The organism is Cystobacter fuscus, assembly GCF_044360685.1.
Taxonomy (GTDB): domain Bacteria; phylum Myxococcota; class Myxococcia; order Myxococcales; family Myxococcaceae; genus Cystobacter; species Cystobacter fuscus_C.
The window spans coordinates 4,505,729-4,521,716 of sequence record NZ_CP043491.1 but is presented as its reverse complement, the minus strand read 5'-3'; the positions used below and the strand labels follow the sequence as shown (position 1 = coordinate 4,521,716).

Annotated in this window: 13 protein-coding genes; 7 read left to right on the top strand and 6 right to left on the bottom strand. The window is 67.6% G+C overall.

What is annotated here, in order from left to right:
- Positions 1–2: 2 nt before the first annotated feature.
- Positions 3–908, bottom strand: a complete 906-nt coding sequence (locus F0U63_RS18650) for a hypothetical protein (protein ID WP_395847275.1) — start codon at positions 906–908, stop codon at positions 3–5.
- Positions 909–964: 56 nt separating this feature from the next.
- On the opposite strand from F0U63_RS18650, the gene F0U63_RS18645 reads away from it, so the two are divergent.
- Positions 965–1,981: an alpha/beta fold hydrolase gene (locus tag F0U63_RS18645; protein WP_395847274.1), complete on the top strand. Its 1,017-nt coding sequence runs from the start codon at positions 965–967 to the stop codon at positions 1,979–1,981.
- A 7-nt stretch (positions 1,982–1,988) separates the two neighbouring features.
- Here F0U63_RS18645 and udk read toward each other — a convergent pair whose 3' ends face one another.
- Complete coding sequence (udk, locus tag F0U63_RS18640) at positions 1,989–2,624, bottom strand: uridine kinase (RefSeq protein WP_395847273.1); 636 nt, start codon at positions 2,622–2,624, stop codon at positions 1,989–1,991.
- Positions 2,625–2,985: 361 nt separating this feature from the next.
- Here udk and F0U63_RS18635 point away from each other — a divergent pair, with 361 nt between their 5' ends.
- Entirely contained in the window at positions 2,986–3,855 is an 870-nt protein-coding gene (locus F0U63_RS18635; RefSeq protein ID WP_395847272.1) for a hypothetical protein, read from the top strand.
- Between the two features lie 17 nt (positions 3,856–3,872).
- Here the strand turns inward: F0U63_RS18635 and F0U63_RS18630 are convergent, their stop codons facing one another.
- Complete coding sequence (locus F0U63_RS18630; protein WP_395847271.1) at positions 3,873–5,519, bottom strand: DUF692 family multinuclear iron-containing protein; 1,647 nt, start codon at positions 5,517–5,519, stop codon at positions 3,873–3,875.
- Between the two features lie 201 nt (positions 5,520–5,720).
- Between F0U63_RS18630 and F0U63_RS18625 the strand changes: the two genes are divergently transcribed.
- Positions 5,721–6,116 carry a hypothetical protein gene (locus F0U63_RS18625; RefSeq protein WP_395847270.1) on the top strand — a complete coding sequence of 132 codons (396 nt, stop codon included), beginning with the start codon at positions 5,721–5,723 and terminating at the stop codon, positions 6,114–6,116.
- 25 nt (positions 6,117–6,141) lie between these two features.
- On the opposite strand, the gene F0U63_RS18620 is transcribed toward F0U63_RS18625, so the two are convergent.
- Entirely contained in the window at positions 6,142–6,771 is a 630-nt protein-coding gene (locus F0U63_RS18620; RefSeq protein ID WP_395847269.1) for a hypothetical protein, read from the bottom strand.
- Positions 6,772–6,980: 209 nt separating this feature from the next.
- Here F0U63_RS18620 and F0U63_RS18615 point away from each other — a divergent pair, with 209 nt between their 5' ends.
- Positions 6,981–8,288, top strand: a complete 1,308-nt coding sequence (locus F0U63_RS18615; RefSeq protein WP_395847268.1) for a pectin acetylesterase-family hydrolase — start codon at positions 6,981–6,983, stop codon at positions 8,286–8,288.
- Positions 8,289–8,353: 65 nt separating this feature from the next.
- Here the strand turns inward: F0U63_RS18615 and F0U63_RS18610 are convergent, their stop codons facing one another.
- Positions 8,354–10,171, bottom strand: a complete 1,818-nt coding sequence (locus tag F0U63_RS18610; RefSeq protein WP_395847267.1) for a BTAD domain-containing putative transcriptional regulator — start codon at positions 10,169–10,171, stop codon at positions 8,354–8,356.
- 127 nt (positions 10,172–10,298) lie between these two features.
- A complete protein-coding gene (locus F0U63_RS18605) occupies positions 10,299–12,542 on the bottom strand; it encodes a DUF1565 domain-containing protein (RefSeq protein ID WP_395847266.1) in 2,244 nt (747 codons plus the stop codon).
- Between the two features lie 331 nt (positions 12,543–12,873).
- Between F0U63_RS18605 and F0U63_RS18600 the strand changes: the two genes are divergently transcribed.
- From F0U63_RS18600 to F0U63_RS18590, 3 genes are all read left to right on the top strand, one after another.
- Complete coding sequence (locus F0U63_RS18600) at positions 12,874–13,095, top strand: hypothetical protein (protein WP_395847265.1); 222 nt, start codon at positions 12,874–12,876, stop codon at positions 13,093–13,095.
- A 394-nt stretch (positions 13,096–13,489) separates the two neighbouring features.
- Positions 13,490–14,707, top strand: coding sequence for an AHH domain-containing protein (locus F0U63_RS18595; RefSeq protein ID WP_395847264.1), 1,218 nt, complete (start codon positions 13,490–13,492; stop codon positions 14,705–14,707).
- 15 nt (positions 14,708–14,722) lie between these two features.
- Entirely contained in the window at positions 14,723–15,979 is a 1,257-nt protein-coding gene (locus F0U63_RS18590; protein ID WP_395847263.1) for an imm11 family protein, read from the top strand.
- Positions 15,980–15,988 lie beyond the last annotated feature (9 nt).

The window sequence follows — 15,988 nt, the reverse complement described above, 5'->3', positions numbered from 1 at the left end:
GCCTACTTGCGCGCCGCCTTGGCCGGATCGATCTCCTCCTCGGGGCGCTCGGTGACCTCGGCGCCCTCCCACTTCTCGCCCGCGCCGAGCCGCCACTCCGAGGGCACCTCCAGCTTCCATACGTAGGAGGACGTGATGTCCCCGCCCGACGCCGCGCGCGAGCTCACCTCGAAGGAGATCTCCATCTTCTTCACCTCGTTGGGCACCAGATCCATGTCGTAGTGGCCCAGCACCATCTGCGGCGGGAACTCGGCGATGAAGCGCTCGGGGAAGTCCACCTTCATCGAGGGGTCATCCGCGCTCATCTCGCCCAGCAACTTGCCGCGCTCGTCCGTGAGCTTCCACTGCGTCTTGAACGAGGCGCTCGTCACCATCTTCTTCACCTTGCCGTCCGTGCGCTCCTCGCGCTGGGCGCCCCAGAGCGCCAGCCGCAAGCGCACCTGCGGCTTGTCGAGCACCTTCACCACGTCCGCGGACACCACGTCCAGGCGCATACCCTTGTCCGTCGCCGTCCACATCGGCGCGTACTTGCCCTCGCGCATCTGATCGAACACCTGGCGCGTGTACTCGTAGAAGGCCTTGCGATCCTGGGCGCGGTCATCCTTGTCGCCGCGCTTCTCCAGCTCGGCGAGGTACGCGTCGTACGTCTTGCCCAGCTTGTAGCGATCCTGGTGCGCGTCCACCTGCGTGAAGTACGCCTTGAAGAAGGGCGACAGCTCCTGCCGGTAGGCCTTCTCGTCCGGGTTGACGCGCAGCCACCCCACGCGCTCCAGATAGTCCTTCTGCACCCGGGCGAAGTCCGCATCCCTCTGGGCCTCGAGTGCCCGGGCACTCGAGGCACGGGTCGTCACCACCGCGGCGAAGATGACGCCGACGATGAGCACGATGAATCCGAAGTAACGCTTCACGCGAGCAGCTCCTGGGTCGGTGAAAAACGGCCGTAGTGATATGAAGCCTACCTCGCGTGTACCAGACCCACGGCTTCTACGTGTCTCCGGTTGCACTTCCCCTGGAGGAAGGCGGCCTGCTGGGCGGTGCCCGGATCGCCTGGTGCGCCTATGGCGAGCGCTCCGAGGACAATGTTGTGGTGCTGTTGCACGACCTGCCGCACTCCCACCACGCCCTTCGCCCCGCGGGGCAGGACGCCGGCCCTCACTCCGGGTGGGGCTCGGAGTTACTCGGCGAGGGGCGGCCCCTGGACACGGCGGCGCTGCACGTGGTGGTGCCCAACCTGCTCGGCAGTCCGTTCGGCTCCACGTCGCCGGTGGCGGTGGACCCGCACGTGGGCCGGCCCTATGGCGCCGCGCTGCCCACGGTGACGGTGCTGGACATGGCGCGCGGGGTGGCGGCGCTCTTGCGCTCGATGAAGGTGGAGCGCGTGCGCGCGGTGGTGGGCGTGGGGCTCGGCGGACTGGTGGCGCTGCGGCTCGCGGCGCTCTTCGCCGAGCGGGTGGCGGGCGTGGCGGTGCTCGGCGCGGCGCGCACCCTGCCCGAGTCCCTGCGCGAGCGCCTGGGCCTCACCCGGCACCTGCTGCGCCTGGATCCCGACTTCCATGACGGGCACTATGCCCCGGGGGCCGGGCCCCGGCGCACGCTGCGCAAGCAGGCCCTGGAGTACCTGCGGCTCGTGCACGGGCCCGGCGGCGAGGCCCCGGACACCGCCCCGGCGCTGGAAGCCGAGGCCCAGGCCCTCGCGGACTCCTTCGACGCGAACGCCTGGGCGCTGTTGTGCACGGCCTACGCGGGCGCGGACCTCACCGAGTGCCTGGCCGAGGTGCGCGCGCCGGTGCTGCTCGCGGCGGCGGCGAATGACGCCCTGGCCCCTCCCGCGCGCGTGCGCGACACGTACCACCTGCTCAGCGCGGCGGGCATCCGGGCGCACTACCACGAGCTGCCCGAGCCCTGCTCGCACCAGGGCCTGCTCGCCGGCTCCCGGCGGCTACACGGCCCCCTGCGCGACTTCGTGCGCCGCCGCGGCTGAAGCGCGCTCAGCGCTGCGTGACGGGGTTCATCAGCCGGGCACGCAGCGCGCTGACGATCATCCCGATGGCGATGTCGTTGCTGCCTCCCTGCGGCACGATGATGTCCGCGTGGTGCTTGGAGGGCTCGACGAAGCCCATGTGCATGGGCCGGACGTGGCGCAGGTACTGGCTCACCACGTGATCGAAGTCCTGGCCGCGCTCGTGGATGTCGCGCTCGAGCCGGCGCAGGATGCGCAGGTCGTCATCCGTGTCCACGTAGATGCGCACGGTCATCTCGTCGCGCAGCGGCTTCATGTGCAGCACGAGGATGCCCTCCAGGAGGATCATGTCCCCGGGCTCCACGCGCACCGTCTGCGGCTGCCGGGTGCAGGTGACGAAGTCGTACACGGGCTTCTGGATGGCGCGGCCGGCCTTGAGCTCCGCCAGGTGCGCGACGAGCAGCTCCGTGTCGAAGGCATCCGGATGGTCGAAGTTGACCTCGCGGCGCTCGGCCATCGGCAGGTCCGACAGGTCCCGGTAGTACGAATCCTGATCGATGAAGGCCACACGGCAGTCGGCGAGCGCCTCGCGAACCTTCCGAGCGACCGTCGTCTTGCCAGAAGCGGTACCACCGGCGATGCCTACGACGAGGGGTGACGACATGGGCGCGAACTACCGCAGTGGACGCACGGGCGCAAGACTGTGTCCAGAACTCCACCTTTCGCCCTCCCCCCAGGGCAGCTCTCAGTCCTGTAGTCCACGGACTCCCTGTTCAAACCGACTCGACTCACGGTTCGCAAGACTGGCCCGTATTTCAAGTTTGTCTTGTTAGGCGTATAACCCGGGAGTGAAGCCATGAGCGTGGCCTCATTCCATGGACGCGTTTCAGTGCTCGTCGCAGACCGGTGCTGTCGTTAGCCGCCGGGGGGATGACATGCAAAACGTACCGAACGAGACGTCTCGTCGTCTGTCGTCTATCCACAGACTGTGTCTCCAAGTGGCGATATCGCTGTCGCTGGGAGTGGTGGCAGGTGGTTGTCTCCCCGCCGAGCAAGAGAGCGAGCCGCGGGAACTGTCCGTCCAGGTCTGGAGCGTGGGCACCATCAATGGCCTGTCGCTCAATGGCTTGTCACTCAACGGCTTGTCACTCAACGGCCTCTCCCTCAATGGCCTGTCGCTCAATGGCCTGTCGACCAGCCAGTTCGATCTCTGGTTTCAGACCAATCCCACACTCAACGACTCGGTGATGCGGTACGTGGTGATGTGCGCCGTGCCGGCGGGAAACACGCGCACCTATACGTCCTCCAGCACGGGGGGCATCTGGAGCTGGACGGGAGGCCTGGGCCTCGCACCGGACTGGGCCCAGGGCACACCCGCCACGCTCACCGAGCAGCGCCTCGTTTCCGCGTGCCTGGCCGCGCACACCAACAAGTTCGGCGTGCAGATTCCCCTGTCCGTCCAGGGGCACGGCGCCGGGGGCACGAGCATCCCCACGGATCCCGGCGAGTTCGAGGACTACCCGGAGAAGGAGGGCTGCTTCTTCGGCAACCTCTTCAACGACGAGGGCATCTACGCCGGCAACAACCGCAAGGCGCTCAACCACAAGGAGAGCACGCCGCGCGCCTGTGCCCTCTCCATCAAGAAGTCCGGACCTCCGGAGTGCCCGCCCATCATCCGGATCGATCCGAACTGCTCGGACATCTGCACCCAGGACGCCGCGAGCGGCATCTACACGTCCTGCACCTACAATGGCATCACCTACCCGGCCCTCACCACGAGTCTGCGCAAGCAGGACATCTACACGTGCGGAGACGGCGTCTGTCAGGTGAGCGAGAAGTGCGGCACCAAGAATGACTACGACAACTGCGCGCCGGACTGTGGCCGCTGCCCCTGAGCCCCTTCAGCGCCCCCTCATCCCCAGCGCAGCAGGCCGAGCACCCCCGCGTCGGCGAGCCGTTGCACGGGCACCTCCCGTACGGGCCGGGGCGCCCGCTCCAGCGCCGCCAGCTCGTCGAGCACCGAGGCCGCCGCCGTCAGCACCTCCAGCCCCCGGCCCTTGCGCCGCACGATGAAGCGCCACGGACCGGGCGCCGGACGCCGCGCCACCTGCTTGAGCGCGTCCAGCCCGCTCACCTCCAGGGCCTCGCTCGCCCAGGCCCGCCCCGTGAGGTGACGGCGCAGGGCCCGGGCGGCGAAGACCAGCTCGGTGAGATCCACCGGGAAGCCGCCCAGACTCACGTCCTCGGCCAGCCCCACCTCGCCCGGCCCCGGCGCGGCGCGGGCCCTGGCGCGCGCGGCGTGGGGAAGGAACGTCTCGAAGGAGACCGCCGCCGCGATCCCCTCGTCCGGATGCTCGCGCAAGCGCCGCCGCGTCCAGGCCGCGAACGCGTGCCCGGGCGAGCGCCCCAGCCCCTCGAAGAGCTCGCGGAACTCGCGCGACGCGCAGAACGCCCCCAGGCGCTCACGCGTGCCCGCGAGCAGCAACCGGGACAGGGGCCAGTCGCGATCGAGCACCTCGGCCACCACCGCGAGCCGGAAGTCCTGCTCCGCCCGGACCCCCTCCTCGTCGCCGCCCGGCTCCGCCGTCACGCCATACCCGGACTCGAAGAGCGCCCAGGGCGCGCTCCGCCGGGCGAGGGGCGGCGCGGGCCGCTCCACCGGGGGGAGGGGCAGCGCGGGCCGCGGCGTGGCGGGCACGAGCTGGCGCAGGCGGCGCAGCGTCAGGAGCGCCACGTCCAGCGGGTGTCCATCTCCCTCGAAGGTGACGGCGCGCAGCGCGGGGCAGCGCGGCAGCAGCCACTCCAGCAGGCCGAAGAGCTCCTCGCGCACCGGCTGGGTGTGGTCATCCACGTAGTGGCTCCGGCCGCCCCTCCGGGTGACGACGCCCCCCGCGAGGTGCACCTCGATGACCTGGTCCAATGGGAAGTCCGCGAGCCCCGCGTCCAGGGGCAGCCCGGCGGCGAGCTGGTAGCTGAGCAGGTGCCCCAGGTCGAGCAGCAGCGGCAGCCCGGTGCGCGCGTGCAGGCGGGCCATGAAGTCCAGCACGTGCAGCTCACCGCGCCGGGCGAAGACGGCGGGATTTTCCAGCGCGAGCGGCACGGACAGGTGGGACTGGACGTGGAGCGCGTGCGCGGCGCAGTCGAGCAGACCCGCCTCGGTGAAGGGGGGCGTGAAGTAGAGGTAGCCCGGGAAGGGCTGCCCCCCCGAGTGCCACCACCCCACGTCGTTGCCCACCCACGCGCTGCCCACCGCCCGCGCGTGCGCGTCCAGGGCGGCGAGCGCCCGCTCCGGCTCCAGCTCGGGGCCATAGAGGTTGAGGTGCACCGGGTGGAAGAGCACCGGCACCTCCCCCCGGCGCTCCCACATCTCCGCAAAGAGCGAGGCCCCGGCCCGCGTCTCCTCGAGCGACAACGGCGCACTGTACTCCACGAAGTCGAAGAGGCCTGGAGCCTCGGAGAGCAGGCGGTAGGGGTGCGGTGCGTCCGCCGCGTCCAGGTTGCTGCTCAAGCCCAGACCCCTCCAGGGCAGGTTCCAGACGGATGCCTTCGTGTCGCTCATGGGCTCACACCCTAACGCGAGCCCGTTTCATTCTCCTCGTCCAAGGGCACGAGCACTGGAATCCCCGGGCACGAGGTTGGCCGGAGTACCCGAGTCCAGGGCCACCTCTTGCGTCCGGACGTCCAGTACCGTAACTCGGCCGCCATGCGCCCCCCTCTTGTCATGCATGACACCAAGACTTGGACCACATCGAATGGGGAGATGCGGCTGTGGCGGCCGGCCCCCCATGTCATCGTCACGAAGTTCAAGGGAATGATGTACGACGCGCATCTGGCGAACCTCGCCATGCGCGCCATCGAGGACATCGTCACCTCCGAGCCCCTGGTGGACATCTTCCATGACTGGGAAGACATGGAGCTGTACGCCACCCCGGCCCGGACCCTGATGACGGAGCGGGCCGTGCCCCTCGCTCCGAACATCAACACCCTGAGCGTGCTGTTCGGCTCCAAGGTGGTGCTCATGGGCGTGTCGCTGGCCAGCATCAAGCTGGGCGGCATTCCCACGTTCACCCAGCGCAAGGAGTTCGAGCAGGCGGTGCAGCAGGCCGTGAAGTCCCCTCCCGGAACCTTCAAGCTCAAGCTGCCCATGGAGGAGTAGACCCCCACCCCCCCGAGGGCCCGTTTCACGGGCCCTTCTTGCCGCGCCGCCACTCCTCCCGGCGCCGATCCTGGGTCTCCTTGCGCGCGAGCGCGTCCTCCACCTGCCTCGGAATCTCTTCCAGGCGGGTGCGGTGCATCTGGATGCTCAGCTCATACAGGCCGCGCTCCTGCTCCGACAGTTGAGCGCCATGCTCCTGGAGCACCCGGCTGGCGAAGGCGATGAAGTCCTCGGACACCGCGCGGCGGTGCTCGTAATACTGGTGGATCTCCTCCTCCGTGGCCGTGTTCGACTGCACCTTGCCCAGCAACGCGTTCCAGCGCCGCGCCTGCTCCTCGCGCCGCTGGAGGAGCTGCGGATCCTTCGTCGGGGCAGCCAGCTCCCAATAAAGATTATCGGGCATCTGCTCGCGAAGTTTCTCCAGATTCACCGGATGCTCGCGCGCCGCCTCGAGCGCGGGCGTCTGTTCGGGCTCGGGCGGGGCGGACCCGGCATCGGGCTCGCCCGCGAGGGTTGCCTGGGAAGCAACAGAGCGGGACGGCGTGGGCGCAGCGGTGTCCACCACCGGTGGCGGGGGCCGGCCGCGCGCCTCACGTCCGGGTGCCTCGGGGGAGGGGTTGTCCTCGGGCGGCGGCATCCACCACAGGACAGCCATCAGCGCCGCCATCAGCACCACAATGATTGACGCGCCGAGCCATGGCAAAGCCTTCGACCGCGAAGTGACACCCATATCGGTCCAGATACCTTGCACCCCTCGCGCTTCGCAACCCCGCGCGTTAAAGTGCGCCCCGGTTCTCCGGGCTTTCCAGATGGTCGAGAACTGAATCGAATAGCCTTACCCCAAGCCCCCACAGGAATACTCACATGAAAAAGCAATGGCTGATGGGCCTTCTCCTGGCCGCGGCACCTGGCGTCGCGAGCGCCGAGGTGCTGGTCTCCGGCATCGTCGACGTGCTGGTGGACGGCGGAAACACCTACGACTGGAGCAAGGTGGAGCTGCCGGGAACGACGTGCGGCAACGGCTCGCAGTACAAGTTCTTCGTCCATCGCAGCACCACGGGCTCGCAGAACCTGCTGTTCTTCTTCGAAGGTGGCGGAGCGTGTTGGGACTACGACACGTGTAGCGGGCGAGCGGGTGTCATTGGCGCGGCCAATCCCAACGGCATCACCGACGACTACATGACGCAGTTCACGGCGAAGTACGTCTCGCCCATCGTCAACGGCGCCGATCCGGGCCTGCCCTTCCGCAGCCGCACGGACATCGCGACCAAGGACTGGAACATCGTCTACATGCCCTACTGCACGGGCGATGTTCACGTGGGCAATAACGTCGCCACCTACGCCGACCAGACGGGCCAGCAGCCGCCCCTCTCCTGGCACCACTCCGGCTACAAGAACTCGCTCGCGGCCATCAACTACGCGAAGAACCAGTTCCCCAACGTGCAGAAGCTGCTCGTCACCGGGTTCAGCGCGGGCGGCACCGCCACCTCGGCCTCGTACTACTTCGTGCGCCGCATCATCAATCCGGCCCGGGGCTACTTCCTGAACGACTCGGGCCCCATCTACCTGGCGCCCAACGTCAACGACAACTCGCGCCCCCTGCACGACAAGATCCGCCAGTCGTGGAACCTGGACTCGGTGTTCAACCAGTTCCCCGCGTCCTTCGATCGCAACAACCTGGGCACCATCAACCGCATGCTGGCCATGGAGTTCCCGAATGATCAGCTCGCCTACACGGGCTACTCGCGGGACTACAACTACTCGCGCTTCTCCTACGAGCGCTTCTACACGCCCAACGATCAGGAGGCGGTGCTCACCCGCTGGAAGGCGGACCAGGACAAGCTCGTCGCCGAGCTGAGCCTCTACAACAACTACAGCTACTTCATCCCCCACGAGCGGCAGATCAACGCGAGCCACTGCAGCACGATCATCACCTTCGTGGGCGCGCACGCCTGCCAGCGCATGGAGAAGAAGAAGTGGTACGAGTACGTCAACGAGCCGTGGCAGGACTACAAGTGCAACAGCGAGTTCGTGTCCATGAGCACCTTCCTCCAGCGCTTCATCAATGACAACCAGCGCGTGCGCATCTACGAGCCCGCCAACGGCTACAACGCCGATGATCCGGGCATGTCGGTGCTCGCGCCGCTCATCAACGGCGCCCTCGGCGGCTAGTCCGTACCAGGCCTGACCGGGCCTTCAGGGGAGCCTTCCGCGTGGACCGGGAGGGCTCCCCTTCTTCATGGGCCAGCCACGGGCGCGGCGCGACCCAGGCGCGTGGCGAGCAGCGTGTGCACGGAGACGGGCAGCCCCGTCAGCACCGCCTCGCCCACCAGGTTGTGGCTGAACCACGCGCCGCGCACCAGGGCCCCCTCCTCCAGCTCCCGCCAGGCTTCCACCAGCCGCGCCACGGGCACCTCCAACACCTCGGCCGCCAGCTCGAGGCCCACGTCGGCGCGGGCCACCGCCAACACCTGCGCCAGCCGGAGTGCCTCGGACGACAGACTCTCCAGCCGCGTCTGGATGATGTAGCGGGCCCGGCCCGGAGGCGGCAGCCCCTCGGGAAAGCGTCCCCCGAGACTGTTGGTCTCGATGAGATGGCGGGCCGTTTCCACGATGAACAGGGGGTTGCCACCGGTGTAACGGGCGATGTCCTCGGCCATCTCCTCCAGCCGGGGCTCGTTCATGCCACGCAGCAGGGTGCGCACCTCCGGCGGCGCCAGGGGCTCGAGCTGGATGAGCTCCGCGAGCCCCGCCTCCACCTGCATGTGGATCCGCTCGCCCTTCCAGCGCGTCTCGTCCGTGCGCTCGCTGAGGAGGATCCACGGGAAGCGCCGGGCCATCATGTCCTCCTCGAGCTGGGCGAGCAGATAGAAGCTGAGCTCACTGCTGCCGCTGTCGGAGTACTGGGCATCGTCGAAGACGAGGACGTCCAGTTCCCTGAGGGCCTGGCGCGCCATGTGGAGCACGGCGGCGAACAAGCGGGCGGTCTCCTCCGGAGTGCCCGGCAGGGGCAGGGGCTCGGGACCCAGCTCCGGCACCAGGCGCGACAGCTCGCGGCGGACCCAGGGCTCCAGCACCAGCCCCGGGTTCTGCCGCAGGATGGTGCGCACCCCCCGGGCATGCGTGGAGAAGGGCACGTTGATGTCACCCGGGCGCGACGTCAGCAGCAGCGAGCGGCCCCGCGAGCGGGCGAAGTCCCCGATGAGCCGGGACTTGCCCACGCCCGCGGGCCCCAGGACGAAGGTGGGCCGGCGCGCCGCATGGGCCGCCTCCAGCTTCGCCCACTCGCGCTCGCGGCCCGCCAGCACGGGGGGATGCACCACGGTGAGCGGAAGGAGCTTGCGCTCCGGGCCCACGGAGGGTTGCACCGCGGGCTGCCGCTCCAACTCGCCCGCCAGCCGGCTCGTCTCCTCCGAGGGCCGGATGCCCAGCTCGCGCGCCAGCACCTCCTCGCACTGGCGCCAGACGCGCAACGCGGCGTCACGGTTGCCCATCCGATGATGCAGCCGCATGAGGTGGCGGAACGTCTCCTCGGAGGTGGGCTCCAGCGCGAGCATCCGCTGGGCCGCCTCCAGGGCCGGGTTCATCCGCCCTTCCCTCTCCTCCAGCCGCAACTGCTCTTCCAGGGCCTTGCGTTGCAGTTCCGTCACCCGTACGCGGGTGGCGCGCAGCCAATCCTCCAGCGCCTCGCAGTCGTCATAATTCAAACCCGCGAGCAGCTCGTTTCCCGGACTCTCGAGCCATGAGAGCTGGCCGCGCATGAGTTCGCGCACGTCCACCCGGAGGTCATCGCGCAGCCGCACCGTCTTGCGGCCCTCCACGCCGGACTCACCCAGCAGCTCACCCAGGCGGCGCAGCAGTTGGGACAGGTTGTTGCGCGCCGTGGCCTCGCGGGACTCCGGCCAGAGCAGGCCCGCGAGCGTCCCCCGAGCCGTTTCTCCCTCCAGCGCCAGGTAGGCCAGGAATGCCGCGGTCTTCCGCTCCAGCGGCCTCGATTTGTGGCGCTCCTCCAGAATCCGGGCACCACCCAGAAGCTCGATACGCGTCTCGCCCAAGCGGCGGGAGTCTAGACGCGCGCTCGTGGCAAGTCACAGTCTTCCTTTGGCCGATTGACATGAAGGGGCCCACCCCTGCTTCGGGACGGGCCCCTCATGTCGCGGTCTCTGCCGTACGTGGACTCTTCTACTTCAGGCCGATGGTGCCCGCGGACAGCCCGTATTCACTGGCCCCGATGTCCGGCGCGGAGCCCGAGAACGGCAGCCCCACGTTCGCGCCACGATCCACCACGTTCGCGCTCGCGCTCGCGGCATCGAAGTAGGGGAAGGGCATGGCCCCCGAGCGCACGAGCTGCGCGGTGCCCACGAGGTTACCCGCCTGGGAGGCGGTGGTGGGCAGGGCCGTGGGCGCGTTCCTCGACAGGTTGTTCGTGAAGGCCACGCTCGTGGGCGCCGTCGCGTTGTTCTCCTCCGTGTACGAGAACATCTTCATCGCACCGCCGGTCTCGAAGATGTTGTTGCGGATCTCGATGGCGCCACTGCCCTGGGAGCTGGGACGGCGGAACTCGAACAACCTCGGCGAGCCCGTGCTGATCACCGTGTTGTTGTAGAACCTGAAGTTGTCGACCTTGGTGGTGAAGACGAACATGGAGGGGCCGGCCGACGCCAGGTTGAACACGTTGTGGTCCACCCGGATGTTCTTGACGACGGTGCCCTGGCTCGAGGCCTTGCCCTCGTTATACTCCCCCATCGTGTTCCAGGGGTTGGTATTGCCCGTCATGTCGAAGTAATTGTGCTCGATGATGATGTTGCTGTTGGCCAGCTCCACGAAGCCCGCCTTGGCCACCTTGAAGCGGTTGTGGTGGACGTAGAAGCTGTAGGGGTACTGGTCGATGGGCGCGTTGAACTCGAGCGACATCGCGGCGTTGAAATCACACTGGGCGATCTCCACCCCGTCGGCGCCGATGTTCCAGAACTCGAAGCCGATGTTGGCGGCCTTGTAGTTGTCCCAGGGCGCGCTGTCCTTGCCGCGCTGGATGATGTTCAACAGCTTGGAGCCGCGGATCTCATCCTGCTTCTGCGCGGTGTCCTCCCAGGAGCGCATGGCCTTGAAGGCATAACCCGAGCCCGTGTGGTAGTTCTCGGGGCGCGTGGCGGTGGTGAAGTGCTCGATGCGGCCGTTCTGGATGAGCGCCCCGTCATGGGTGCCGCGCAGGGTGATGTTGCCCCAGGACGCGCTCGTGTTCTCGAGCGAGGACTCGGCGATCTCGAAGTCGGAGATGCGCAGGTTCTTCACCCCCGCGTAGCCCTCGCTCGAGCTGTAGATGCCCGCCCACGAGTAGTTCTTGATCTTCACGTGGTGGATGTCCACGCCGTTGCGGTTGATGATCTTGATGCCCGAGGAGCCCAGGTTCTGGCCATCCATGGAGAACCCGGAGAGCTCCTGGGGGGAGTCGACCGGGAGGTAGCGCTCGAACGGGCCGTACGTCTGGCCCTCGTGCACGAAGGCGGGAATCTTCGCCGCCGAGGTGTCGAGCACCCGCGACTCCAGCTGGATGAGGCCGTGGCCATTCCAATCGAACTGGCCGCCGCGGATGAGGGTGGCGTCCGCGCCCGCCCCGAGGAGGTTGACCTTCTCCTTCAGACGGATCTGCCGGGTTTCGTCGAACGTTCCCGCGCCCACCTGGATGGTGTGGCCCGCGTTGGCGGGCGCCACGTCCGCGGCCTTGGCGATGGTGCGGTAGGGTTTGGCCTGGGTGCCGTCGCCCGTCGAGTCATTGCCCGTCAGGGCCACGTAGTAGACGCGGCCGCCCGTCGTCGGGGGCGGAGTGCTGGAGCCCAGCGTGAAGAGGGCCAGGCCCATCAGGTGCGGATCCCCCGACCGGGCGCTCAGGTCCAGATTGAGCGTGCCGTCGGACACCTGCACCGCATAGGGGCCGTACTTCCTCCACTCTCCCTTCGCCAGGGTGCCCAACCCCTGCGCCACCGCCTGCCCTTCCAGGGAGACGTCGAGCGAGCGGTAGTTGTTCTGGTGGTTCTCGAGGATATAAAGATAGACGCCGTAGCGGGCCGAGGGCACGGTCTGGGCGATCTTCAGGGTGCCGCCCCGCCAGATGGCGCTGTTGAGCATGGCGCTCGTCGTGGCGTCCGTGGCCGGGCTGGGGCTCAGGCTCGACTGGACTTCCGAATAACCAGAGGGAATGCTCAAACCCTGTGCCTTCGCCTCGGCGAAGGAGAGGAATGGCCGGCCGTCGAGGGTGACCGCGCTCCCGCCGAAGTTGATCGCCTTGTAGAAGGTCTCGCTCTCGGCGAGGGATTGAAGCTGCTCGGGGGCGTCTGGACTGGCCGGCGCGTCCACCGAGGCTTGGGTGGAAGGATCGCAAGCGGACAAGGTGCTGGCGAGGAACACCAGCGTGGCGGTTCTCTTCATGGGGAGCATCCTTTCGGAGGGGAGCCATTCGCAGGAGCGGACCCCTGCTTTCGCTTCGATTCCTGTTCTATCAAGGAATACGTGACTGCAAGATGACAGGGGACGGGAGGGAAGATGACGACGGAATGACCCGGCACGGATGAGCCAGTCATCCTCCCGATTCATGAGAAAGAATTCACTATTTCCCGAGACGAGAACTCCAGATGCTGAGAATTCGATAACAGTGTGAGCGAATCCTCTCGCCTTGACAGATCCAGCAATTCAAGACAAAACCACGAAAGCGGACTCGCCGCCTCGAACCAATACCCAACCAACACATAGGAGATGCGACATGATGAAGGCACTGAAGATGGGCTTTTTCGGCTTGGCGATGGGCGCGATCGGCGCCGTGGCCCTTCCTGCGCAGGACGCCCATGCCCAGGGTGATTCGAGTCCGAACGCGAGCACTTCCTCTTGCAAGACCAGCTATACGATTTGCCAGATCGCCGCGAAGGGCAACGCAATGGCTCTCCTGCAGTGTCAGTTGAAGTATACGGCGTGCATGTCCAACTGAGTTCCAAGACCCTCCACGAGCCGCGCGTCGAAACGTGGAGCGCAACACCTGGCGCGGCTCGTTGTCCGTCATGAGCGCGTGGGCCGGTGCCCTCTGCGATTGGGGGCACCTGTCCAATGGGGAACGCCGTGAAGGCGCTCCCCTCCTGGTGAAGCAAGAGCCCGGCGTAGAATGGGACACGTCACGAGGGGTGCTCGCGACGGGCATGCTGGCGCCGTGGTTCCGGAGCGACGGCGTTTGGCCACGTTGCCTCCGGAGGTGCGCCGTGTCCATCCGTCTTGCTGGCTCGCGCCCATCTGGCGCATGGCCGCGCCCCTTGCTGGTCGGCTGGCTTCTCCTCGCTCTCTTTCTCCAGTCCGCCTGCGCCACGGGCTCCCCGCGTGGCGGCCTCCTCGTGGGCTACCGCGCCCATCCGCTCACGCCCCCGCCAGCCCCCAGGCAGGACGTCACCCTCACACCGAGCAGCGACTTCGCGCCCGTCCAGGTTTCGGACGCGCAGTTTCGCCAGGCCTTCACCCAGCTCGTTCTGGAGGTTCCCCTGCGGGTGGCCCCCCGCCCCACCAATGTGTTGGCGGGCCGCCTGGTGCTGGCCTCCTGGCCACCCGGTGGCGCGGAGGACTCCAGCGTCGAAGATGGCTACGCCCGCCTATGTGAGCGGCGGGGCTCTCCGGGGGACTGCTTCTGGTTCCTGGGAGAGGGCCCCCACGACACCCTCCTGAGCCACCGGGACAGGTTCGCGCTGGCTCTCCTCCTCGCGCTCACCCCCGCGGTGGAAGCGGCCTCGGGTGTCTTCCAGGACGCTTCCGCGCACGCCCTGACGGCCCTGCTCACGGGCCTGTCCCTCTATCTCGTGACGCTCATGGCACCCGAGCCCATCTCCAAGGGACTCGCCCTGGCGATGACCCTCTTCCTCTGGAGCTACCTGGGCCATGAACTCTGGGGATTGATTTCCGCCACGAAGGACCTTTGGAACAAAGCGAAGACCGCTCGCACGTTCCACGAGCTACGTGACGCGAGCGAGCACTACGCCCAGGTGCTCGGACCCAACACCTTGCGTGTCCTCATCCTCCTGGCGACATGGAAGGCGGGCGCCAAGGGCAAGGAGGCCATGACGGGGAGCGGGCTGCCGGGTTTCTCCCAGGCGGTGCGGAACGCCGCCAGTACGGGCCGCTTCCGCCTGCCCGCGGCGGCTTCCGAGGCGACGTCGGTGTCCGTGGCCGAGGGCAGACTCGTTCTCACGCTTCCCTCCGGCTCGGGTGCCCTCCTCGCCATGCAGAATCAGGGCGAGGGAGACATCCACCACATCGCCACCGTGGAGAATGAAAAGTCCCCCGCGCGCGGCGGACCGTGGACGCCGAAGCTCAAGGAACTCTTCGACAAGGCCGGCATGTCGATGGAGGACGCGGCCAACAAGGTGCGCATCCAAGGACACAAGGGGCCCCACCCCAGGGAGTACCATGAGCGCGTCTTTCAGCAGCTCAGGGATGCAGTCAAGCGGTGTAAAACCACCGCACAGTGTCGAGAGGCGCTCACCCAGGAGTTGAAGAATCTGGCCGATGAACTCCAGGAGGTGGGCTCCGAACTCAACAGGCTAATCACCCGGACCCAGTGAGGCGAGGAGACCGACATGGCACAAAGGTACTTTGAGCTGACCGAGGACATGACCAACCCGGAGCGCTGGGTCCTGGGCAACACCCTTGACGCTCAGGGAATGGAGGTGGGAGAGCGGCTGTACCTGAACGAGACACCCGTTCATTTCGACGGTCGCCTGCGCGTTCCCATTCTCCATCCTGGAAGTCCGCTCGACTTCTCACTCGCGGACGGTGGGGATTTTCCCGTGGTCACGGAATCGGTCGCCAGCACTCTTGCCGAACTGGCTCCCAGCGACGTCCAGCTCTACCCCGTCGAGGTGGACTCGCGCTCAGCGCCTTACTTCCTGATCAACGTCGCGCGTCTCGTGAAGTGTATCGACGACGCGGCCTGCACCGAGGTGCGGTACTGGAAACCGGAGCATGGGCGGCCCGACAAAGTTGGGCAGTACCGGGCGGTCTACGGTATGCGCATTGACCCCGCCAAGGTGGGCGATGCCAAGCTCTTCCGACCCTGGGGGTATCCAGGGGCCCTTCTCGTCGCCGAGGACGTGAAGGAGGCCCTCACGCGCACCGGCGCCTCGGGACTGGACTTCAGGGAAGTCACCGGGCCCAGTCCCATCAGCGAGGATGAGCGCGCCTACAAGCGCAAGTGCCGTGAGCTTCTGGAGCCCCCCCCTGCCGCCAGACGTGCGGCGTGGAAGTCGCTCGGCACGCTGGATGAGCTGGCCGGCACCCCCAGGGCCATCTGTTACGAATGGCCGGGCCATCGCCAGAATTGGGGCCTCATCCATCGCGCGGAGGGGCGATTCCTCCTCGTCTCCGAGGGCCTGTCGGACCCCTTCATCTCCCGCCTGGAGCCCTCCGTGGGCTTTGGCTTGGAGCTCGCCCTGGAGACGGAGCCGACCGAGCTGCCCCTCGACGCCATTGAGCAGAGCTGGCCCTACATCCTGCTGGAGCGAGTCTCCAGGGAGGTGGTGGCCCACGAGCACGTGCGGGAGAGGGCCAAGGCGGGCCTCCTCGCGCTGGAGGTGGCGGGGACAGACATGCCCGCGTCCCTCGTGTCCTCGGGGGGTCGCGTGGGTGTGCTGCTTGGCCAGGAGTCGCGCTCACTGCCCAGACTGTTTCCCACACCCTTCGGCGACGTGCGGCTCGTCACCGTCAAGGCCCTGCTGCCCGCGGAACTGGAATACGTGTCGAAGCAGGGCGCGGAGGGTCTGGACGACCTGGCGCGGCGCTTCGCGCGGACCGGGGAGGAACATGTCTCACGCGCCAGGCGGCGCGCGGTGGTTTAGCTCGCACCT